This is a genomic window from Marinobacter nauticus ATCC 49840 (genome assembly GCF_000284615.1).
In the GTDB taxonomy this organism is placed as follows: Bacteria; Pseudomonadota; Gammaproteobacteria; order Pseudomonadales; family Oleiphilaceae; genus Marinobacter; species Marinobacter nauticus.
Window position 1 is genome coordinate 3,314,262 of sequence record NC_017067.1, and the last position, 20,936, is coordinate 3,335,197.

20 protein-coding genes are annotated in these 20,936 nt (G+C 58.9%); 7 read left to right on the top strand and 13 right to left on the bottom strand.

Annotated elements, in window-relative coordinates:
* Positions 1 to 24: 24 nt before the first annotated feature.
* On the bottom strand, positions 25 to 1,506 hold the full coding sequence (gene mqo / locus MARHY_RS15400; RefSeq protein ID WP_011786810.1) for a malate dehydrogenase (quinone): 1,482 nt from the start codon (positions 1,504 to 1,506) through the stop codon (positions 25 to 27).
* Positions 1,507 to 1,969: 463 nt separating this feature from the next.
* Here mqo and MARHY_RS15405 point away from each other — a divergent pair, with 463 nt between their 5' ends.
* Positions 1,970 to 2,947, top strand: coding sequence for a calcium/sodium antiporter (locus MARHY_RS15405; RefSeq protein WP_011786811.1), 978 nt, complete (start codon positions 1,970 to 1,972; stop codon positions 2,945 to 2,947).
* Positions 2,948 to 2,966: 19 nt separating this feature from the next.
* On the opposite strand, the gene MARHY_RS15410 is transcribed toward MARHY_RS15405, so the two are convergent.
* Positions 2,967 to 3,731, bottom strand: a complete 765-nt coding sequence (locus tag MARHY_RS15410) for a lysophospholipid acyltransferase family protein (protein WP_014422629.1) — start codon at positions 3,729 to 3,731, stop codon at positions 2,967 to 2,969.
* A 204-nt stretch (positions 3,732 to 3,935) separates the two neighbouring features.
* Between MARHY_RS15410 and sorT the strand changes: the two genes are divergently transcribed.
* Positions 3,936 to 5,162 (top strand): SorT family sulfite dehydrogenase catalytic subunit, encoded by a 1,227-nt coding sequence (gene sorT, locus MARHY_RS15415; RefSeq protein ID WP_014422630.1) that lies wholly within the window; start codon positions 3,936 to 3,938, stop codon positions 5,160 to 5,162.
* A 57-nt stretch (positions 5,163 to 5,219) separates the two neighbouring features.
* Entirely contained in the window at positions 5,220 to 5,537 is a 318-nt protein-coding gene (sorU, locus tag MARHY_RS15420) for a SorU family sulfite dehydrogenase c-type cytochrome subunit (RefSeq protein ID WP_014422631.1), read from the top strand.
* A gap of 7 nt (positions 5,538 to 5,544) precedes the next feature.
* Here sorU and msrB read toward each other — a convergent pair whose 3' ends face one another.
* Together msrB and msrA are read right to left on the bottom strand one after the other, a co-directional pair.
* Positions 5,545 to 5,970 (bottom strand): peptide-methionine (R)-S-oxide reductase MsrB, encoded by a 426-nt coding sequence (gene msrB, locus MARHY_RS15425; protein WP_014422632.1) that lies wholly within the window; start codon positions 5,968 to 5,970, stop codon positions 5,545 to 5,547.
* Positions 5,971 to 5,980: 10 nt separating this feature from the next.
* The gene (msrA, locus tag MARHY_RS15430; RefSeq protein WP_014422633.1) at positions 5,981 to 6,631 is read right to left on the bottom strand and encodes a peptide-methionine (S)-S-oxide reductase MsrA; all 651 of its coding nucleotides are present in this window, start codon (positions 6,629 to 6,631) and stop codon (positions 5,981 to 5,983) included.
* 160 nt (positions 6,632 to 6,791) lie between these two features.
* Here msrA and MARHY_RS15435 point away from each other — a divergent pair, with 160 nt between their 5' ends.
* On the top strand, positions 6,792 to 7,763 hold the full coding sequence (locus tag MARHY_RS15435; protein ID WP_014422634.1) for a metallophosphoesterase: 972 nt from the start codon (positions 6,792 to 6,794) through the stop codon (positions 7,761 to 7,763).
* A gap of 2 nt (positions 7,764 to 7,765) precedes the next feature.
* Here the strand turns inward: MARHY_RS15435 and MARHY_RS15440 are convergent, their stop codons facing one another.
* Genes MARHY_RS15440 through MARHY_RS15450 form a run of 3 tightly spaced genes read right to left on the bottom strand, consistent with a single transcriptional unit; the run spans position 7,766 to position 9,987 of the window.
* Positions 7,766 to 8,248, bottom strand: a complete 483-nt coding sequence (locus MARHY_RS15440) for a CDP-archaeol synthase (protein ID WP_011786816.1) — start codon at positions 8,246 to 8,248, stop codon at positions 7,766 to 7,768.
* A gap of 30 nt (positions 8,249 to 8,278) precedes the next feature.
* Positions 8,279 to 9,655 carry a class II fumarate hydratase gene (locus tag MARHY_RS15445; RefSeq protein ID WP_014422635.1) on the bottom strand — a complete coding sequence of 459 codons (1,377 nt, stop codon included), beginning with the start codon at positions 9,653 to 9,655 and terminating at the stop codon, positions 8,279 to 8,281.
* A gap of 44 nt (positions 9,656 to 9,699) precedes the next feature.
* Positions 9,700 to 9,987, bottom strand: coding sequence for a hypothetical protein (locus MARHY_RS15450; RefSeq protein ID WP_014422636.1), 288 nt, complete (start codon positions 9,985 to 9,987; stop codon positions 9,700 to 9,702).
* A gap of 196 nt (positions 9,988 to 10,183) precedes the next feature.
* On the opposite strand from MARHY_RS15450, the gene MARHY_RS18410 reads away from it, so the two are divergent.
* From MARHY_RS18410 to MARHY_RS15465, 3 genes are read left to right on the top strand one after another with little or no spacing between them, the layout of a single operon-like run.
* A complete protein-coding gene (locus MARHY_RS18410) occupies positions 10,184 to 11,683 on the top strand; it encodes a response regulator (protein WP_014422637.1) in 1,500 nt (499 codons plus the stop codon).
* Between the two features lie 2 nt (positions 11,684 to 11,685).
* Complete coding sequence (locus MARHY_RS15460; protein WP_014422638.1) at positions 11,686 to 12,330, top strand: response regulator transcription factor; 645 nt, start codon at positions 11,686 to 11,688, stop codon at positions 12,328 to 12,330.
* Positions 12,327 to 13,718 (top strand): sensor histidine kinase, encoded by a 1,392-nt coding sequence (locus MARHY_RS15465; protein ID WP_014422639.1) that lies wholly within the window; start codon positions 12,327 to 12,329, stop codon positions 13,716 to 13,718. The genes MARHY_RS15460 and MARHY_RS15465 overlap by 4 nt, the downstream gene beginning before the upstream one ends.
* Here the strand turns inward: MARHY_RS15465 and MARHY_RS15470 are convergent.
* From MARHY_RS15470 to ercA, 6 genes are all read right to left on the bottom strand, one after another.
* Positions 13,715 to 14,839 (bottom strand): OprO/OprP family phosphate-selective porin, encoded by a 1,125-nt coding sequence (locus MARHY_RS15470; protein ID WP_014422640.1) that lies wholly within the window; start codon positions 14,837 to 14,839, stop codon positions 13,715 to 13,717. The two genes, MARHY_RS15465 and MARHY_RS15470, sit on opposite strands and share 4 nt — an antisense overlap.
* Complete coding sequence (locus MARHY_RS15475) at positions 14,832 to 15,413, bottom strand: DUF4956 domain-containing protein (RefSeq protein WP_014422641.1); 582 nt, start codon at positions 15,411 to 15,413, stop codon at positions 14,832 to 14,834. The genes MARHY_RS15470 and MARHY_RS15475 overlap by 8 nt, the downstream gene beginning before the upstream one ends.
* Complete coding sequence (locus MARHY_RS15480) at positions 15,397 to 16,155, bottom strand: polyphosphate polymerase domain-containing protein (RefSeq protein WP_014422642.1); 759 nt, start codon at positions 16,153 to 16,155, stop codon at positions 15,397 to 15,399. Before MARHY_RS15480 ends, MARHY_RS15475 begins: the two co-directional genes overlap by 17 nt.
* Positions 16,152 to 17,930, bottom strand: a complete 1,779-nt coding sequence (locus MARHY_RS15485; protein WP_114433885.1) for a CotH kinase family protein — start codon at positions 17,928 to 17,930, stop codon at positions 16,152 to 16,154. The genes MARHY_RS15480 and MARHY_RS15485 overlap by 4 nt, the downstream gene beginning before the upstream one ends.
* A gap of 101 nt (positions 17,931 to 18,031) precedes the next feature.
* On the bottom strand, positions 18,032 to 19,786 hold the full coding sequence (locus tag MARHY_RS15490) for a hybrid sensor histidine kinase/response regulator (RefSeq protein ID WP_014422644.1): 1,755 nt from the start codon (positions 19,784 to 19,786) through the stop codon (positions 18,032 to 18,034).
* Positions 19,770 to 20,933 carry an alcohol dehydrogenase-like regulatory protein ErcA gene (ercA, locus tag MARHY_RS15495; RefSeq protein WP_014422645.1) on the bottom strand — a complete coding sequence of 388 codons (1,164 nt, stop codon included), beginning with the start codon at positions 20,931 to 20,933 and terminating at the stop codon, positions 19,770 to 19,772. The genes MARHY_RS15490 and ercA overlap by 17 nt, the downstream gene beginning before the upstream one ends.
* Positions 20,934 to 20,936 lie beyond the last annotated feature (3 nt).

Here is a 20,936-nt window from a genome sequence, read left to right on the forward strand (position 1 = left end):
AATTCTCAAATCAAGAGGATAGCATTACCTGAGCTTGAGCGTTGACAGGGTCCGTTCACGAACGCTGTTGAGCAGCTCCTCATTATCCACCAGAGACTGGCCATAGGATGGCACCAGCTCCTTCATGCGGGACTGCCACTGCTCGCTCTTGATCTTCTCCGGGAAGCAGCGCTCAAGCACATTGATCATGGCGTTAGCCGCAGTAGAAGCCCCGGGAGAGGCACCCAGCAAGGCGGCGAGGGTGCCGTCTTTAGCTGCGACAATCTCGGTGCCGAACTCAAGCTTGCCACCACCCTCTTCGGTCTGCTTGATAATCTGCACCCGCTGGCCAGCCATCTGCAACTTCCAGTCATCTTCACGGGCATCCGGGAAGAAGTTGCGCAGGGAATTTACACGGTCGGCATGGGATTGGAACACTTCGCCGATCAGATAACGGGTGAGGTCCATATTGCTCTTGCTGACTGACAGCATCGGGCGCAGGTTGGTAGCCCGCACCGAACCAATCAGATCGAAGATGGAGCCCTGCTTCAGGAAGCGGGTGGTGAAGCCTGCAAACGGTCCGAACAGCAGGGCAGGTTCGCCATTGATGATGCGGGTATCCAGGTGAGGGACAGACATCGGCGGCGCGCCAATCGGTGCCTTACCGTACACTTTGGAATGGTGCTCCTTGACGATGTCCGGCTTCTGGCACACCAGCCACTGACCACTGACCGGGAAGCCACCGTAACCGCGGGCCTCATCAATGCCAGACTTCTGCAGCAACGGCAGCGCGCCACCACCAGCACCGAGGAACACGAAGCCGGCTTCCAGCTTGGTCAGTTCACCGGTTTTCTGGTTTTTCACCCGCAGTTTCCAGCGGCCATTGTCGCGCTGGTCAATGTAGTGCACCGGGCTGCTGAGCATCAGTTCAAAGTTGGGCTGGGTTTCCAGCCATTTCACCATGCTTCGGGTCAGTGAACCAAAATCCACGTCGGAACCATGTTTGATTCGGGTCGCGGCCACACGCTGCATAGGATCACGGTGGCGAACTACGAGCGGCATCCACTCTTCGAGATCCTCCGGGCTTTCCGTGTATTCCATTTCCTGGAACAGGTGGTGCCCGCTCAGACGCTCGTAACGGCGCTTTAGAAACGCCACGTCTTTCTCGCCCCAGACGAAACTCTGGTGTGGCGTACGATTAATGAAAGAAGTCGGCTCCGGCAGGATGCCCTGCTCCACCAGGTAAGACCAGAACTGCAACGATACCTCGAACTGGGCATTGATTTTCAACGCCCGCTCAATCTCGACATCGCCATCATCGGTTTCGGGGGTGTAGTTCAGCTCGCAGTAACCGGCATGCCCGGTACCTGCATTGTTCCATCCGTCGGTGCTCTCATGGGCAACGTGGTCAAGACGTTCCACCATGACGATGTCCAGGGACGGATCCAGCTGCCTGAGCATCATGCCGAGGGTCGCGCTCATGACGCCCCCACCGACCAGCACTACATCTGCCTGTCTAACGGCCATTGGTTTTCACCCTAGCTTAGTGTTGAAGCCTGCTGCCACTCCACGATCAGCAAAGTGGCCTGTCGGAAGCCGGCCTGGCGCGAGGTAGACGGCGCTGCCGTGAGCTTCCGGTCTGAAATTGCGCGCAATTATCCCGATTTTCGCCGAAAGAATAAATTGCGATTATCAATTGATGCGTGTCGGTTGCGGGCACGGCTGGCACCAGTGGTGCAATTACCGGTGTGTTGGCACATTGCCCGTCATCTTATCGTTTTGCCGGGATTGTCTCGTGTTTTGTTAACAATATCAGCGCCACTTTAGTCTGATACCCCGGCACCCAACCATTGGATCATCCGTAGTTACCTGCAACGGCGCGCATCTCAGTGCTGACCAATCGCCCCCTAATACGGTATCTTGTGCGCCAAACACTTTCCTCCGGGCCATGGGCCGGAGTTTCCGACGTTAATCTTTTTGAGGTTTCTCTATGTTGATGGCCATCGGTGCCGTTATTGCCGGCCTGATCCTGCTGGTCTGGAGCGCGGACAAATTTGTGGAAGGAGCCGCCGCCACCGCGAAACACCTGGGCATGCCTACGCTACTGATCGGCATGGTCATTATCGGCTTTGGCACATCTGCTCCGGAACTTGCGGTCTCTGCCATGGCTGCGTCTGACGGCAACCCCGGCCTGGCTCTCGGAAACGGGTACGGCTCCAATATCACCAACATCGCCCTGATTGTTGGCCTGACCGCCATCATCGCGCCGATCGCTGTGCACTCACAGGTCATCCGCAAAGAACTGCCACTACTGGTCGTACTCACTCTGATTGCCGGTGCGCAACTGATCGACGGAGAGCTGAGCCGACTGGATGGCTGGGTGCTTCTGGGCGTCTTTGCCGCGGTAATGGGTTGGTCCATCTATCAGGGGATACGTGGCAAAGCTGACCCGCTTGGAGGGGATGCTGAGTCCGAAATCGTTGCCCACCCCATGCCCCTGAAAACCGCAATTATCTGGCTGGTAATCGGGCTGATTCTGCTGATTGTCAGTTCAAGGCTTCTGGTTTGGGGTGCGGTCGCTATTGCCCAGAGCCTGGGTGTGAGTGATCTGATCATAGGCCTGACCATTGTCGCTATCGGCACATCACTGCCGGAGCTGGCCTCAGCTATTGCCGCCGTGAAGAAGAACGAGCACGACCTGATTCTGGGCAACATCCTGGGCTCAGGCATCTTCAACACCCTGGCCGTGGTGGGGCTCGCCGCGGCGATTCAACCGTTGTCGGTAGACCCTGAGGTGCTGTATCGGGACTGGACGTTAATGCTGGGCCTGACTCTGGCGCTTCTGGTCATGGGCTTCGGCCTGACCGGTTGGCGCAAGCTCGTATCGAGGGTTGACGGTGCCCTGCTGCTGGCCGTTTACATCGGTTACACCGGCTATCTGTTCTCTACCGTGGTCTCCGCCGCCTGAGCATCGCCGGCGGGGCAGCTTATTCTGCCTCGCCATTGCCCAGTAATTCCTCCAGATTCTCCCGCACGCCCGCCATAATCTCCGCAATGTCGTCCTTGCTTTTTCCTGCCGTGTCGATGGGGGTGCCCACCCGCACATCCACCGGCTGCCCCAGGTTAATCTGCCAGGTGCGCGCGGGCAGCACCCGATGAATCCCCCGAATCGCCACCGGTACAATCACAGCCTGAGTATCCAGGGCCAGGTGAAAGCAGCCTTTCTTGAAGGGTAACAGCTGACCGTCCGGAGAACGGGTGCCTTCCGGGGCTGCCCACAACACAATGCCACTTTCCATCATCTGACGGGCTTTCTCCAGATCCTTCACCGCCCGGTTTCGACGGGAACGGTCAATAGAGGGAAACTCGGCCGCCCTCATGGCCTGCCCCAGCAGAGGAATGCTGAACAGCTCTTTTTTGGCGAGCATGCGGATTGAACCTGGCAGCGACACGAAACTGACCGGGATGTCGTAGTGGCTGGCATGGGTGCTCATGATGATGTAGCGCCGGCCATCGTTGAAGTCCGGCACTTCTCCGCGAACAACCAGGCTCGCCCGAACCAGCCGCAACAACGCCGCCGACCATTCCCGGCAATATTTGTCGACAATCGGCCGGTTCAGGCGTCCGAAAAGCGCCCGCAACAGGATCAAGAGCGAATACAGCGCCGTCAGCCCCACGGAGCCAATCACGACGCCGGCACGACGCAGCAGGGTGGCCGACTCGGTAAGCGGGCTCAGATTCAGTCGCTTCATTTTGAATACCTCAGGAACATTCCGGCCGGCGCCTGCAGGGGCCGGACAATAGCGGCGGATTATACCGGCTCCCGGACCCACTGAATAACACCTGAATATTTGATCAATTATTAACCAGGATCTATACGTAATAAGGTTATACATACGCAAACCGAACCGCGTATTCGCCCGTCCGCAAACAAGACCAAAGACTGGAGACGGAACATGAAAACCGAAACAACCCTGGAGCGGGGCCCTAACGACCCGGGCCTTGCCAACCCTTCCCGGCGCAGCATTCTAATCGGCAGCGCCGGCGCCATGGCGGCAGTCAGCTTGCTGGGATTCAGCCGGCTCAGCGCCGCGGAAGAACCAAAATCGCTACCGGATTATGCCGTCTGGAAAGAACGCAGCGCGCTGATTATCCACAGCACCAACACCATGGAAACCCAGCGCGGCGCCATCGGCAACGGCGTCATCACCGCCAGCGACCGACTGTTTGTGCGCAACAACCTGCCGGCTCCGCCCGCAAGCGTTACCGATAACCCGGATGCCTGGGAAGTCCGTGTCGAAGGTGTGAAGAATGCGAGAACCCTGACCGTGGGTGAGCTGAAATCCATGGGCGTGACCACCGTCGCCTCGGTACTTCAGTGCTCCGGCAACGGTCGGGCGTTCTTCCCCCACGGAGCCAGCGGTACCCAGTGGTCCGTAGGCGCTGCCGGATGCGTCATGTGGACGGGAGTACCCCTGCGTGATGTGGTCGACGCGCTCGGCGGAGCTGTGGACGGTGTACGTTACATCACCGGAACCGGCGGTGAGAGTCTGCCCGATGGAGTCGACCCAAAATCCATCATGGTTGAGCGCTCAATTCCCACCCGCGCCCTGGACAGCGCCCTGCTCGCCTGGGAGATGAACGATGAGCCCCTGCCACACACCCACGGGGGACCACTGCGGTTGGTGGTGCCCGGTTACTACGGTGTGAATAACGTTAAATACGTGAAACAGATTGCCCTTACCGAAAATCAGACTGACGCCAAGATCCAGGCCTCGGGCTATCGGGTGCGGGATGTGGGCATGAAGGGCTCACCAGACCAGCCCTCCATGTGGGAGATGAACGTCAAATCCTGGGTCACTTCACCACTGGAGTCCGGCCGGAAGGGACGCAACATGATCTACGGTGTGGCCTTCGGCGGTACGGTCGCGCTGGATAAGGTGGAAGTGTCGACCGACGGCGGCAAAAACTGGAAACCAGCGCGGTTCCTGGGGCCGGATCTGGGGCCTTTTGCCTGGCGTCCTTTTGTGATGGCTGTCGATTTCGGCCCTGGCGAGCACCGAATTGTCAGCAAGGCCACCGATGTGGAGGGTAACAGCCAGCCCGAAGGGCGGATAGATAACGAGCGTGGCTACGGCCACAACGGATGGAGTGACCATGGCGTAACGGTCACCGTGGGTTGATCCTCAGTGGGCGGAGCCGGAGACAGCGCTGCCCGCTGATTCCAGATGTAGAAGACCATGAAGAGACAGCCTCAGACACTGATGGCCGCCAGCCTGACCCTGGCCTTACAAACCGCCCATGCCGACAACGAATCGGGAAGGGCGATTTTCACAGAAGTGGCGCAACCGTCCTGCACCATTTGCCACACGCTGGCCGATGCCGGCGCCTCCGGGTCTATCGGCCCCAACCTGGATGGGCTGCGCCCGAACCGGGATCAGGTAATCCGGGCCGTGACCAGTGGCGTTGGCGTTATGCCCGCCTTTGAGGAATCCCTCACCGAAAGCCAGATTCAGGCGGTAGCAGACTATGTGGTGTCCGTCACCAGCGCCAAGTAGCAGGACCCTATTCCGTTTCGCGGAAGTCCATGGCAATGGAGTTCAGACAATAACGCTGCCCGGTAGGTGGCGGCCCATCAGGGAACACGTGGCCCAGGTGACTGTCGCAACGGGGGCAACGAATTTCGATACGGGTCATTCCAAGACTGGAGTCCTCCAGGTATCGGATATGCTCCGGGTCGAAGGGCTGGAAAAAACTTGGCCAACCAGTGCCGGAATCAAACTTGGAATCGGAGCTGAACAGCGGCAGATCACACAACCGGCAGTGATAGGTGCCGGACGTTTTGTTATCCAGCAACGTGCCACAGAAGGGACGCTCGGTGCCGTGATCGAGCAGCACCCGGCGTTCTTCCTCAGAAAGATGCTCAGCCCGGGCTTCCACTTCTGCCCGGGTTAACGGTGTCAGGTCATAGCCTGCTGCAGATACAGACATCGGTGCCTCCTCAAGCCTGGTCCGGGTCGTCTTTGCTGAATTCAGGCTTCAGCTGTTCGGGCCAGGTGTTGGCCAGCTTTTCCATCTTCGGTGCCGCTACCGCCATGATGTACGGTTGCCAGGGATTACGGGCGGCAAAGTTCTGGTGGTGCTCCTCAGCCGGATAAAAGGCTTCCAGGGGCTCCAGGGTCGTCACGATGCGATCCGGATACACACCGGCGGCATCCAGCTGGCGGATATACGCCTCGGCTACATCGTGCTGCTCTGGGGTCTCATAGAATATCGCGGAGCGATACTGGCTGCCGACATCGTTACCCTGTCGGTTGAGCTGGGTGGGATCATGGGCCACCGAGAAGAACAGCTTCAACAGTTGGCCGAAGCTGACCCGTGCCGGATCATAATGCACCTCGATGACTTCGGCGTGCCCGGTTTTCCCGGTACAGACCGCCTCGTAATTCGCGGTACTGGCTTCACCGCCGGCATAACCAGAGGTCACACGTTGAACACCGTCAACCGCCAGAAAGACCGCTTCCACACACCAGAAACAGCCCCCCGCCAACACCAGCCGGGACTCACCGGCCGCTTCAGGCAGATCCTGTTCAGGGTCCGGGAAACGACTCCTGGGAACACTCAGGCCGGGCAGATTACATGCATCGGTCATGGGCCACTCCGTACACTATACATCGTCGAATGATCACTGATTGTGGCGTCTCAATAGTGAAAAGCCAAATCAGCACCTGTAATTTGCACTACCCAGGGCAACAACCATAATTAAGACAGGAACCACTGATAAGGTTCCGCTCGGCATCAGGGATAACAGCATGACCGCAAGGGTTCGCGTATCGGAAGATCAGGACGAGCTGCTCCACTACCGCCTGAGCCTGAGGCTCGGGCCCGTCCATGCCCGTCAACGCCTCGGCATTGAGCGGGAAACCGAAGCCCGGGTGTTCGGGCGGGACAAGCGCTCGTTCCATCTGGAAAACCTGACCAACGCTCCGAAACTGATTCGTTTCTGCCTGAAGGCCGTGGGCCTGCTACGCCGGGCTCAGGCCAACAGTTTGAAACTCATCACCGAGCACAACACCTTCGTGTTGCCCGATCTCCCTTCGGCCTTCGAGGGCTTCCGCATCCTTCACCTGACCGACCTGCATGTCGATATGGACGAAGCCAACCTGCAGGCAGTTATACGGCAAATCGCCCCGCTGGATTACGATCTGTGCGTTCTGACCGGCGATTACCGCCAACGCACCTGGGGCCCTGTAGACGATGCTCTGGACGGTATGGCCAGACTGCGCCAGGCCATTCACGGCGACGCCTATGCCGTGCTGGGCAACCACGACAGTGTACGAATGGTGCCGGCTCTTGAAGACATGGGCTATCGGCTACTGATGAATGAAATGGTACCGCTGGAGCGCGGCGACAGCCGCCTGTACCTGGCCGGTGTGGACGATGCCCACTACTACAAGGTTCACAACCTGCACCGGGCCGGCGACGATATACCCGCAGGGGGAATCAGCCTGTTGCTCAGTCATACGCCGGAAATCTGGCGGGAAGCCGCCCATGCCGGTTACGACCTGTTCCTCTGCGGCCACACCCACGGTGGGCAACTCTGTTTGCCCGGCGGCATCCCGCTGACGCTCGACTCCGATTGCCCGAGGCGCCTTGGCCGCGGGCTCTGGCAGGTAAACGGCATGCAAGGCTACACCTCACCGGGAGCCGGCACTTCGGTCCTGAATGTGCGTCTGAACTGCCCCCCGGAAGTGACCATTCACACCCTCACTCGCGGGCCCTGAGTTCAGTGTGGCTGTTTACGTATACCGAGGCGGTAAAACAGCGGAGAGAACAACATATTGGACAATGCGAACAGAAGGGCAACGGCGACCGCCTCCCACAGTGGCAGCGGCAGCCAGTACCAGGCCATCACCATAGGTAACAGCGCCTCGGGCAGCTGATCCAACCAGACCGCCCGGGCGCTGGAAGCCAATCCCATACGGCGCTTGGTGAAACTGCTGAGCATATCGCCCCACAGCGACAGGAAAGCAAACAGCGCTCCGAACAACCAGCCCAGGCCCACCCACAGGGCGAACAGCGCGCAGGTCAGAACGCCGGATACCAGCCCACGCCAGGTTTTGCTGGGCCCCAGCAGCGGTCGGCCATCGCGCCACAGCCGGCCACCATCGAGGGGCCAACTGCCATGCTGATGAAACAACCGCGCCACAACCACTGGAGACCCGTTGGCCAGCACCAGCATGACAAACAACTCAAGCGACAACAGCACTCTGCTTTCCCCTGTTAACAGCCGGCCAGATCAGGTCAGTCCGCCTCGGGTCAGCTTGAGCGGGTCCATCAGTTCCTCAAGCCGTTTGCGGCTCAATCCGCTCCGCTCCTCGGCAACGTCGATAACCGGGCGCCCGCTACGGTATGCCTCTTTGGCAATATCCGCGGCCAGGGCGTAGCCGATTTCAGGGTTCAATGCCGTCACCAGAACCGGGTTTCGATCCACCCCCGCGTTCAGGTTTTCGGTATTAACGGTGAACCCTTGCAGGGCCTTGTCTGCCAGCAGGTTCGAGGCATTGGCCAGCAACCCGCACATATCCAGCAGATTTGCGCCCACCAGTGGCAGCATCACATTCAACTGGAAGTTGCCAGACTGGCCCGCCATGGCGACAGCCGCATCCAGCCCGGTCACCTGGGCACTCACCATCGCCACCGATTCCGGTATCACCGGGTTCACCTTGCCAGGCATGATGCTGCTGCCCGGCTGCAAGGCCGGCAGGCTGATTTCAGCCAGACCATGGATCGGACCACTGTTCATCCAGCGCAGGTCATTGGCGATCTTGGTGAACACCACGGCCACACCGCGGAACTGGGCAGACAGTGCCACAGGCGCATCAACCGCACTCTGCCCCAGAAACTTGTGCTCCAGCGACCGGAACGGATAGCCCGTATTCTGCTTCAGAAACTTCACAAACTGGCCAGCAAACTCCGACGCAGCATTCACCCCGGTACCTACCGCGGTACCGCCCTGGGGTAGTGCCGCCAGGTCCTCCATGGCCCGCTCAAGGCGAAGCTCGGTCGCCGCGACCTGCTCCCGCCAGGTTCTGAGCTCCTGGCCAAGTGTCACCGGCATGGCATCCATCAGATGGGTGCGCCCGGTCTTCACCTGTCCGGACAGTTCAGCCTCCCGGCCGTAGATCACTCCCCGGAGATGCGACAGCGCCGGCAGCAGCCGGCTTTTCACTGCCAGCACAGCGCTGACATGGATCGCAGTCGGGATCACGTCGTTGGAACTCTGGCTCATGTTGACGTGATCATTGGGATTAACCTCCACGCCCTTCTCTCGCGCCAGAGCCGCGATCACCTCGTTCACGTTCATGTTGGTGCTGGTACCGGAGCCGGTCTGGTAACGGTCCACCGGAAACTGATCTGCATGTTCCCCTTTCAGCAACCGGTCGCAGGCGTCACAAATGGCATCACGCAGTTCCGGCTCCAGCAAGCCCAGTGACGCGTTGGCCTGGGCCGCCGCACGTTTAACCTGAACCACAGAGGCAATGAATTCGGGCGGCATCGGCTGCCCGCTGACCGGAAAATTGTCCACCGCACGCTGGGTCTGCGCGCCCCAGAGCGCACTGGTCGGTACCCGGACCTCACCCAGGCTGTCTTTTTCAGTTCTGAACTCGGTCATCACATCCTCCTTATGTCACGCTCGATGGCTTCCCACAGCGGCCCTCAGGTGCCGTTACCATGGGATTTCAGGCGGACATGGTCGCAGATGCCGGTCACCTGCTCAAAATTCAGAATCAGTGTGTGCACGGTATTGGTGTAGGTGTCGTGCAGGTGAAACTTGAAGCGGCTCTGCTTCTCGCCCTGCAGAAAAGCATCGTACTCGCGCACCAGTTCTCGCACATCACCGCCGGAGTCCTGGCTCCAGGTAGCATTGAACGGACCCAGCACGGCACCACCGGCGAGGCAGATGGTGACTTCGTGGTTAGTGAGATGGCCGTCTTGAGTGGTCATGACATTTCCCTCCTGAAAGCACTCAGCGATAAGTGTAGTCGCTCTCAGGCACCGGGCTCTGGCAATTGCCAAAGTCATCACAGAAACATACATTTCCGGCACCCCACTCTGCATTTGTAGGAATTTCCTACAAAACGAAAGATGCCGCCCTGATAACCTGTCCAGCCGATTCGATATCAAGGAACGACCGATAAACATGGGGCACTTCCACTCACCTGCCGTATTACTGCGCTACCATAGCGAAGAGGCAAAGCAGACGTTCAAGGCCTTGTTCGCACAGGACTTCTCGATACACACCTTCAACTCGGATGAGGCAGTGCTTGAGTACATAGCGGCCGCTGAAGCCCCGCCCGCAGCGCTGGTGATAGCCGGATGCGAAACCTCAACCGTCATTAACTCTACGCTGCTGACCAAGGCCAGAACACAATATCCCGCCGTGCTCCGGGTGTTGATAACCGAGCGCGTTATCCTGAGCGAACTGGTGGCGCTGCTGGATACTCAGGTAATCGATCGTTGCTTCGAGCAGCCCCTGGACCCAGATCTCATACGCTCACACCTTATGACAGCGGCCCTGACAAGCCCGGAGCTGTCCGGCCAGACCGAGCAGCAGCCATCGCTGCCAAACACCGAGGGGCAACGGCCCGTTGTGCTCATTGTCGATGACGAACCTGCCGCCACGAAATATCTGATCCGTCAACTCGAACACCTGCAGGATGAGTTCTCCCTGCTGTCCGCAGACACTGCGGAAGCGGCACTGGAACATCTGCGAACGCCGGGCGCGCCGATTGCAGTGGTGATGACGGACCAACGGATGCCGGGCATGCAGGGCAAAGAGCTGCTGGATGAGTTGCGTCAGTCTCATCCGGCCGTTGTCCGGATTCTGACTTCCGCCTGGGGCGAGGTGGACGTTGCCCTCAATGCCGTGAACGAAGGCCGTATCTTTCGTTACCAGAAAAAACCCTGGCAAGCACAAACCTTGCTGCCACTGTTCCGGGAAGCCATCGCTCGCCACAGTGAGCTGGCGTCGGCCCTGGACAACACCCGCTGCGAAACCCGGAAACGCTTTGCCGAGCTGCGCCTGCAACGCCACGGCAGGCTCCTCGATCATCTGAGACCGATCCTGAGTTCACAGGTTCCAGATACCACACTGAACGCTTTTCTGGATACCGTGGCCAGCATTGACCACCTGCCTGCGGCGAAAGCACACCTCAGGGCCAGCCAGGACATGCATCTGGAACAGGAGCTTGTCCGGCGGTTCTGCGACCGTGTGCGGCAGGAACTCAGTCGGCTGGAAAACATCGTCCCGGCAGGCCCCGGGCAGAGCCGGATTGCATCACTGTTCAGCGGGACCCCGCCCCAGGAACGGGCCACACCGTCTCCCCCCTGCTCGCCGGCAGAATTACTGGGGCAAGCCCTCAACACCCTGCTTGTCAGCTCCGGTCTTGACTGGAGCCACCTGGTGCTAACCGAGAGCCGCGATCAGCTTCACGTAGCCCCGGAACAACCGCTACGCATCTACAGCCATCTACTGGCTCCGCTCACGCGGCTCTCCGATCCGCTTCTTGAACAACAGGCAGCACTTCTGATGCTGTTCGTCACCACCAGCCTGCTGGGGGGCGATGTCAGTGCTGAGGCAGACGGCCAGTGCCTGCACCTGGCCATAACGCTGCCGGTACTCCCTGGATCGGGTAACTGACCGTGAATCCTCCGCGCAGACTCCGGCTGTTCGCGACCGTCAGCCACCGTCTTTTCCGCGACGGATTGCTATTCCAGATTCTTCATAACGAAGACATTGAGCTAGTAGGTGAATCCGAGACCGGCGTTGAGACGCTGCAACGCCTGGCCGCTGTCAGGCCCGGCGTGCTATTGATTGAAGAGAATCTGAAAGACAATGATGGACTCACCATTGCTGAAAATGCCCTCAGCCTGCACCCGGCGCTCTCCGTGCTGCTTATCTCCGACACTCCGGTCAACAGCGCCCGCATGGCGATTTACCTGGAGTCCGGAATCAAGGCGGTGGTCTCGAAACAGCAGTCGATCCAGGAACTGATCAAAACCCTGTTCTACATTCGCAGCGGCCAGGTATACCTTGGCAACTGGCAATCAACACGCGACCGGGCTGATGACGCTCTTACCGCTTACCAGGCATTGTCCGGTCGCGAACGGGAGGTGGCGCGACTGATGTCACAGCGGGTCGCGGTTCGAGATATCGCTGAGGAGCTGGGGGTGTCCTGTAAAACGGTGCATTCCTACAAGGACCGGATCTTCGTCAAGCTGGGCTTCGAACGCTTGCCGGAGCTGATTCTGTTTATGCAAAGACATCACCAAAGGGCGTTACCATGAACCTGCTCTCCGGTATTGAGCAGATCAAACAGCTGCCTGTTGATCGGCAACGGCGGTTCGAACGTTTTTCCCGCACCCAGTACCGGTACCGCGTGCTGCCGCTGTTCGCCGATGTCTACCTGATCATCGCGTTTATCGGCACCCTGCTATTCCTGGCCGGGCAGCTCACGCACTCAGTGGAGCCCCCGGTGTTTGCCGGTTACCTGCTCTACACCGGGGTGCTGACAGCGCTTATTCTGGCTCATCGCTTCACCCGGTTGCGGCGAGCGGCACCGCTGGTTGTCTATCTCGTATTCATCAACATGGCGACATTCAGCTACCTCGGCTATATCGGTGCCGGCGCCGCCATCGCGCCTGTGGTGGGGCTGTTCTTTTTTATCAGCTCGGTCGGCATCATCACCCTGTCGCTGAAGCACACCAGCATCATTTTGGCGGCCAACCTGATCCTTTTGGTGCTGGCCACCGCCGTCACGGTCCCGACCGATCAGGTTGTCACCGTGCTTATCGGCGTAATCACCAACTGGCTGATTCTGATGTGCCTGGTGGTTTCGCCGTTATCGGCGTGGTTTTTCTCCAAGTTCCTGCGCAACCTGCTGGCCCTGCAGTTTCTGCTCAGAGATCGAAACCGGCAACTTTCCCGCGCCTTGCAGACACTGGAGGCCACCGAGGACAAACTGGCCCAGGAGCAGAAACACCAGGCCCTGAGCCACATGGCCAAGGGGCTGCTGCACGAGATTACCAATCCGCTCAATTGCGCCATACAGGCGGTAGACTTTTCCGCGGCGATCAACCGGAATCCGGACGTGGCCGAGGCGCTGGACGATGCTGCAAGCCATCAACACCGGATTGCAGAAATCGTCTCGGATCTGATCGAATTCTCCCGCCCGGCGCCGGATCATGGCCCGGAGGCTGTAAATCTCGACAAGCTGGTGCAAACGGCGCTGCGATTTTGCCGGCACCAGCTTCAGGGCACCGCAGTCACCACCCAGATCCCCGCTGGCCTCTCGGTCGCCTGTTTTCCGTCACCGCTGATTCAGGTGTTCGTCAACCTCCTGATGAATGCATCGTCAGCCATCCGTGCTGCTAGCCCTGCACGACCGCAAATCCGGATTACCGCTGCCGCCACCGAAGCCGTGACCAGCATTACCGTCCGGGATAATGGCAAAGGCATAGACTCCAGTGACCTGCAGCGACTGACTGACCCGTTTTTCTCCACCAGCGAGACGCCGGATAACCTGGGGCTGGGATTGAGTATCTGCCACACCATCATGCGGCATCATCGTGGCACCATGAAGATTGCCAGCGAACCCGGGCAATGGACCGAGGTGATACTGGAACTACCCCGGCATATCGATGGGCCCGACAAAAGCACTCGCCCTCCCAACTAAAACCGGTAAACCTGCCGCAGGGTCGCAGCATTGCCCCCGGGATCAGGCGACAGACGATTACCGCTGATCTCCGGCATCAGGTAATTCAAGCGAACCTGAATGTCTTTACCCAGATAGTAATTCAGGCCCACGGTGGTGATGCTGGCTTCCGCCCCGATGCTTCGATCCCTCAGGTCAACGGCACTGTAGCGTGCCACTAGTTCCAAGGCGCCGCCGTTACTCTTTGGTTTGATGCGTTTGAACTCGCCTCGCTCGTATGGGCGCTGGTCATCGGTCAACAGCAGGCCTGCCTGGACATAGCCCCCGGTAAACCGCCACCATTCTCCGCCTTTACGACGCACCTCCTGAGCCATGACTTCTGCGGTCACGGTCAACCGATGAAACTGCCAACCGGCCTCCACGCCCGCAAGTCTGCTTTCACGGGCCTCAAAGCGGGGACTGCGAACCACGTTGTCAGCGCTGAACACTTCGGCCTCATCCTTGATCTGGAATTCCTCCTCACGATGCTGGCGCCAGGATGCTGCTGCACCGAGATGGAGGACCTGATCCTCCGAGCGGACGGGAGCACGGGAGACTCTGGCAGTTACAGCGCTGCCGTCTTCCGGTTTACGTTCATCGCTGAATAACCCCAGCGCCCAGGTTGAGGATTTCCGGTACTGCCCCACCATAACCCCCAGTGAACGGCCCGGCGCAAAGGCCGAGGTAGCCATTGAGCGCTCACCCGTACTGAGACTTGAGTAGCTGGTCAGCCGTTCCATACCGAACGGCTCCTTAAACTGGCCCAGCCGGACGGCAAGGCGATCAGGGCCGTTGTACTGAACATAGGCATCGCCCAACTCTGCGTCTTTGTTGTCGCCTTCAATCTCGTAGCCGCCGTCAATCTCGGCCTCCCAGGCGTCGCCCCACGCCAGTTCAACCTGGAGCTTGGCGTTGCGCAACACGCCACGCGTCGTGGATTCTTCTCCGTCCTCATCATGGAACGCGCCGTAGTGGTCGACACCGGCCGCGATGTAACCACTCACCTCCGCCTGAGCCCCCCCGTCACCATCACTCGCCAGGGCGCCTGAACCAATCATCGGCAGCAGCGCAAAGGCCAGCAGTTTGCCCGCTTGCTCATTCATGCCCCGCCTCCAGGTGATAGTGCATTCGAAGCATCGCGGTGTCTCTCAGGTAGCTGACAGACACCACATCAACCCGGAACACATCCAGTCCGGTGCGTTCCCTGAGATCGGCAATCAAGGCTGCCTGTTGTTGCCGGTGGACGTTCTCGATCTTTTCGTATTCCACCTCCTTCTCACCGTGTCGCGGTAACAGGATGCGGGTCTCGAGCACAACCGCCAGGGCGATCACCAGGCCATTCAGCATGATCAACTCCAGGTGGTGCATGGTCCCGACTGCGGCCAGCAGGGCCATGGCGATCACCAGGAACAGGTAGGTCATCTCTTTGATACCCAGGGCTTCGGTGCGATAACGCAGCATCGAGAACACGGCAAACAGGCCAAAGGCAAAGCCCATCGTGACCGTGACCGAATGCAGCAGCGCCGTCACCAGAAACACGCCAACGCCGAAGAGAATGAAAGAGGCGGCATTCTCCCGGTGACGGGAATAGCGGTAATAACAGCGAATCAAGACCAATACCGAGGCCGCATTAATCAACAGCCGGATAACAAAATGGAGGTCAACTGCAGATTCCATGAACGCTCCTTAACAACGGTTTGAATCGATTGGTTTTCAGGTTGTCTCCGTCCAGAAAAACCCGACCAACGCAGTACTTGCTGAAAGTCACGGGCCTGTATCCGAGCGCGGCCAGACGCGCCATCAAAGGCGAGCCAGAGGCTTTCCGGTCATATTTGATTTCGAAAATGGCAAGACCTGGGAGCGCAACGGAATGCTGTCGATCAGGCGTCTGGAATGAGAGCCCGGTATCCACCGTCACCCGCTCATGGCCGTCCCGCCGGAGCAAAGTCATCCGTTCATACCGGACAAAAAGTGCCGGCCGCATCCCTGCAGCCGGAAGGCCGAATTGCCCGGAAAGGAAATCATTGATGACGCGCGGGTCCCGACCGTCTCCGGTTAACGACAAGCGGGTTTTGATGGTGCGTTGCCGGTTGCTCTTCTTCTTGACTTCAAGAAAGCTCTCTCCGCTTTGCCGGTAGTGACGAATCCGCAGCTTGAAACGATTGAGCTTGCCGTTGTGATGATCCAGATACAGCTGGCTGTCCGGCGTATCCAGATACAGGGTGTCGTAGGTAAAACGCCGAGCCGCCCCAATCTCAAGCATCGAATACTCGCGCTCCAGGCCCTGAAGACACTGGTCGAGCTCATGAGCCGGAATCATGAACTTGGTGTCCACACGGTTCATCAGGAGCGCTCTTGCCTGCGCCTCAAGGGAATGCCCGGCAAATCTCGCCACCGGGCTACCAACGGCCATGTTCATGGCACGTCGGCCACGTACTCCAGGGTGGCATCCAGGGTGATTGCCACGTCCCCGGCCTGCTCCCCGGTGCCAACACTGGTCAGGGTAATTTGCCCTTGAGCTCCCAGAGCAATCGTCCGGACATCTCCGGGCAGGCTCTCATCCACCTCAAACAGCAGCGCATTGGTGGCAAAGCCATGGAGGCGATGGCTACCCGGTACGTAGTCCGACGATTCAATAAACAGCTGAAGCACATAGGGTTTGAAGCTGTCACCGGCATCCACGCCGATCATCAGGAGGCTAACGACCGCCGGTTTGGTTTCCCGGTCCACGGAATACACCAGGCTGTCCACTTCAAAGGCGGCGTAGGTCAGGCTGGCACTGACGTTGCGCCCGTCCGGCAAGGTGAAATTGAATGCACCTCGGTCATTTCCGCTCTGGGATGTGATGTTGCCCGTCAAAGCCGTCGTGGTGGGCGCGCTGCAATCCGGCTCCTTGTCTGCCAGAAGCGAGACTTCGCCTGTCGGCGTCTCCGCCGCCATCGCCTGTTCCAGAACAGCCCTGCGGGCGGGCTGGTAATCATCGTCGCCCGGCTCACCGTTGCCGATGATAAAGCGTTGCAGGCTGGCCGCCGCCTCCTCGGTGGTTCCGGTCAATTGACGAATGCGCGCCAGGCGGTCGGTCAAGGCATTCTCATCCCACTGGGTTTCCAACAGGTTCTCCAGCTCCGCATAATAGGCTGCCCGGTATTCGGGTATCTGGAACAGACGATCTGCGAGCCGGAAGTTGCGATAGAAAACACCGGTTAGCGGCTTGAGCGGATGGTCCCCGCGAAAAGCCGTGTCCGCCCCCCAGGGAATGAAATGGAACAGTCCGTCCTCCGGGTTACGGTAAATATGGAAGTTGTTGGCATTACCGGTGGCAGAATCCCAGGCGCCGAGCAAGGTTTCCACCGCCCAGAAGCGGATGAACTCGTCCACATCGACCAACTGCGGCAACACGTTCAGCATCTGCTCATCTGGCAACGCCAGAGCTTCTGCAACGGCTTGCAGATCGCTTCGGTCGTTTTCCTTTTCGTTGGTCTTCTTCTCGAATCGCTGGCTCAGCCAGGTACCAAAATCGGCAGTCTGCGCCTCATACTGATTGCCCTCATCGTTGCCGAACGCACGGGTCAGGAAAGGCTTTTTAAGAGGCTCGACATTGGTAAACACGCCGAGTGTTTCGCCGTTCACGGTTACCCTGGCGTAGTTGCATCTTGGCGCCGCAATGCCGGCTTCACGGAACTGGTCATACGCCATGCATTGCCTGGCATTGGAAGGATCCTGGCGGTTGTTGTTCAGGGTCATCCGTGAGGAATTCTGGTAGGTCCGGCCTTTTTGCAGGTCGTTGAAATCCAGCTTGAGAGAGGGAATGCTTGGGCTGAGAGAACCCATATAACCCTTTTTGCGAACAATGACGTTGTCCATCCGATCGCCATCAATCGACACACGCGCGGTAAATTCCGTGTATTCGAACGGCGGTATACACTCGCGATCCGTGCTCGCCAGGGTACGCCCCTCGGCACGCAGCTTTTCGAAATCATCAGCGGACATACGAATGTCCACGGCCATTATCCGATCCGGGGCGTAAAGGTCGCCATCGCCACCAATGTTGACCGGCTCAACCGGAGCATCGAAGTCCGAGGGATCAGAAGAATCCGAGCCTCCGCCCCCGCAGCCCTGCAGCACCACCAACGCCATGCCTGCCATTAGCCAGCGGCAGCGCCCCCACGATGTTCTGAATCCTGTTGTTGTCATGAAGCACTCCCTGAAGATTGTCTATCGTGGCCGGGGGAAAACCGGCTTCAGGAAGTATTGCGGTTGGAATGCACGGGAGTCTGTAAGACGGTCTTACAGCGTCAGAACGACGACGAGGCAATCAGGCTGGTCAGCAATGCCCGCAGTCGGTTGGGCTTGACCGGTTTATTCAATACAGGAAGATACTGGGCTCGTAACAAGGCCCGCGTCTCGTCACTGCGATCAGCCGTAATGATGGCCCCGGGCAGGTCCATCGCCAGATGTCGCCGCACCGAGTGAATGGCATCAAAACCGGTCTGGCCATCATCGAGATGGTAATCCGCAAGCACGGCTCTCGGAGTCAAGCCGGATTCATCCAGTCGGGCCAGGGCATGCTCCCGGCCACCGGCCGTAATCACGACACACCCCCATCGACTGAGAAGCGTCGCCATGCTCTCAAGGACGGCTGGCTCGTTATCAATGACCAGAACCGGAGTTCCCTCAAAACCGCAGTCTGTCGACACGGCCGGGGCAGGTTTCGCAAAGGCCTGCAACGTTGGCACGGGAACGCGTGGCAGCGTTACGGTGAAGCGAGAGCCAAGCCCGGGTCTTGACGCCACGTCAATCCGATAGCCCAGAACCCGAACCATTCGCTCGACAATGGCCAGCCCAAGGCCAACCCCTTGCCTGCCACCGCCCCCCTGCGGCAGGATCTGATGAAACTCGGTAAAGATTTCATCGAGCTTGGCGGCATCAATCCCGACGCCGGTATCCCAGACTTCGAGCCGAACGTCATCATCGCGCACACGCACCGCCAGCATCACACCACCGGACCGCGTGTAACGGAAAGCATTGCTGAGCAGGTTTCGAAGAATACGGGTGAGCATACGTTGATCCGTGCGCACCATGGCCGGTGAAGAACGGACCCGAAAACCAAGCCCTGCGTTGGCCGCCACGGCCTCAAACTCGCTGCCGAGACTGCGCGCCAGCTCATCGACGTCGGTATACACCAGATCGGGCTTCATCGCCTGCTGATCCAGCTTGGAGATGTCCAGCAAATCCGCCAGAAGATCCTCTGCGCCTTCCAGAGCACGGTGGGCCTGGTGCACCATCCGGCGTTCGGCATCGGGCAGGGTGCTGTCCTGCAACGCCGAGATCATGAGCCGGGCGGCATTCAACGGCTGAAGTAAATCGTGACTCGCGGCGGCCAGATACTTGTCTTTACTCCGGTTTGCATCTTTGGCGGCATCGACAGCAATCACCAACTCCTGCTCAACTTTCTCGCGCTCTTCAATCTGATAGCGGAGGTCCACGTTGGCGTTCTGCAACGCTTCAGTGCGTTCCTCCACCCGGCGCTCAAGTTCGGCGTTGAGCTGTTCGAGCTTTTCCCGGGCCTGAACACGGTCAGTGATATCAGCAACAAAGGCTTCCACCACTTCAGGCCCGAGGTCTGGCCGCCGCAGCATGGTCACGGCGACATGGACGGCCGACTGGTCGGCCCGACGAAAACGAGCCTCCCGCGCGCTAAGGCTGCCGTAATCCAGCAATTCCTGGCGAATGACATCAAACTCCGCGGCGCTGAAAAAAAGCTGTTCGCGAAGCCGGATCATCCGGTTCTGTAGCTGTTCAGGGCTGTCGTATCCGCAAATCCGCGCCATCGCCGGGTTGCAGGCCAGAAAACCACCCCGCAGATTGGCCTGAAAAATGCCATGCAGCGCGTTTTCGAACAGCCATTTGTAACGGTTGCGCTCCCGCTCCAATTCCTCAATACGTTCCTGCAAGGCCGGATAATAATTCTTACGCACCGACTGACTGCCAAGTCCCAGCAGATCACCAACGCCAAAACCACTGTCAGACGATTCAGAGGGCTTCTTCATAAACCACCTGAACATCCCGAAGCGACGACTTCCTTGGGTTGGTCAGTATGCAGGGGTCCTTTAATGCATAGCCTGAAAGATAGGGAATATCCGATGTCGTCACGCCCAGCTCTTTCAACCGGGCTTCGAGGCCGACGGTTTTCTTGAGCGCAACAATACGGGCCATCAGGTGTTTTTTGACCTGGGCATTACTCATTCCCCGGGTATCAATATCCATGGCCTCCGCCACACGCCGGAAGCGGTCTTCGGCAAACGGGAAGTTGTAGGCCACCACGTGCTCCAGCAATAGCGCGTTGCACAATCCGTGGGGCAGGTCCAGGAAGCCCCCGAGGCTGTGCGACATGGCGTGTACTGCCCCAAGAATGGCATTTGAAAAGGCCAGGCCCGCCTGCATGGAGGCCAGCATGATCTGCTCACGCAATACCGGATCCGCCGGGTTGGCAACCAATGGCTCCAGATTCCGGTTGATCAGTCGGATGGCTTCGAGAGCGTGCGTGTCGGTGAGCGGTCCGCTGCCGGTAGACACAAATGCCTCAATGGCGTGAACCAGCGCATCCACCCCGGTGCAGGCGGTCAGGTAAGCACCCATGGTTTCCGTGACTTCCGGATCAATCAGAGAGACATCCGGCACGACCGCCTTGCTGATAATGGAAAACTTGAAGCGCCGATTGGGGTCCGAAATGATCGCAAACTGGGATACGTCGGCAGAGGTTCCCGCCGTCGTCGGAATCAGTATCAAGGGCGGAGGGGGATTGGTGATGGTATCCACCCCTTCGAACTCCAGAATGCTCCGACCGTGCGTGGCGACAATACCGATGCCCTTGGCACAGTCCATCGGGCTGCCACCACCAATGGCGACGATAACGTCACAGTCATTCGACCGGTACTGCTCGGCACCAGCCATCACCTCATCCACTTTGGGATTGGGGGAAACTGCAGTGTAAGTGGTGCAGGCCAGGCCGGCTTCTTTCAGGAGCGTTTCAATCTCACCAACCCACCCGGCAGCCTGGACACCGGGGTCCGAGACAAGAAACACGTGGCGCGCCCCGAAATTGCTGGCAAAATTGGCCACCGATCGGCGTGATCCCGCGCCGAACACAATCTCCGGAGAGACAAACTTTCGCAAAGCAGAAATGTCGTAACTCATGGG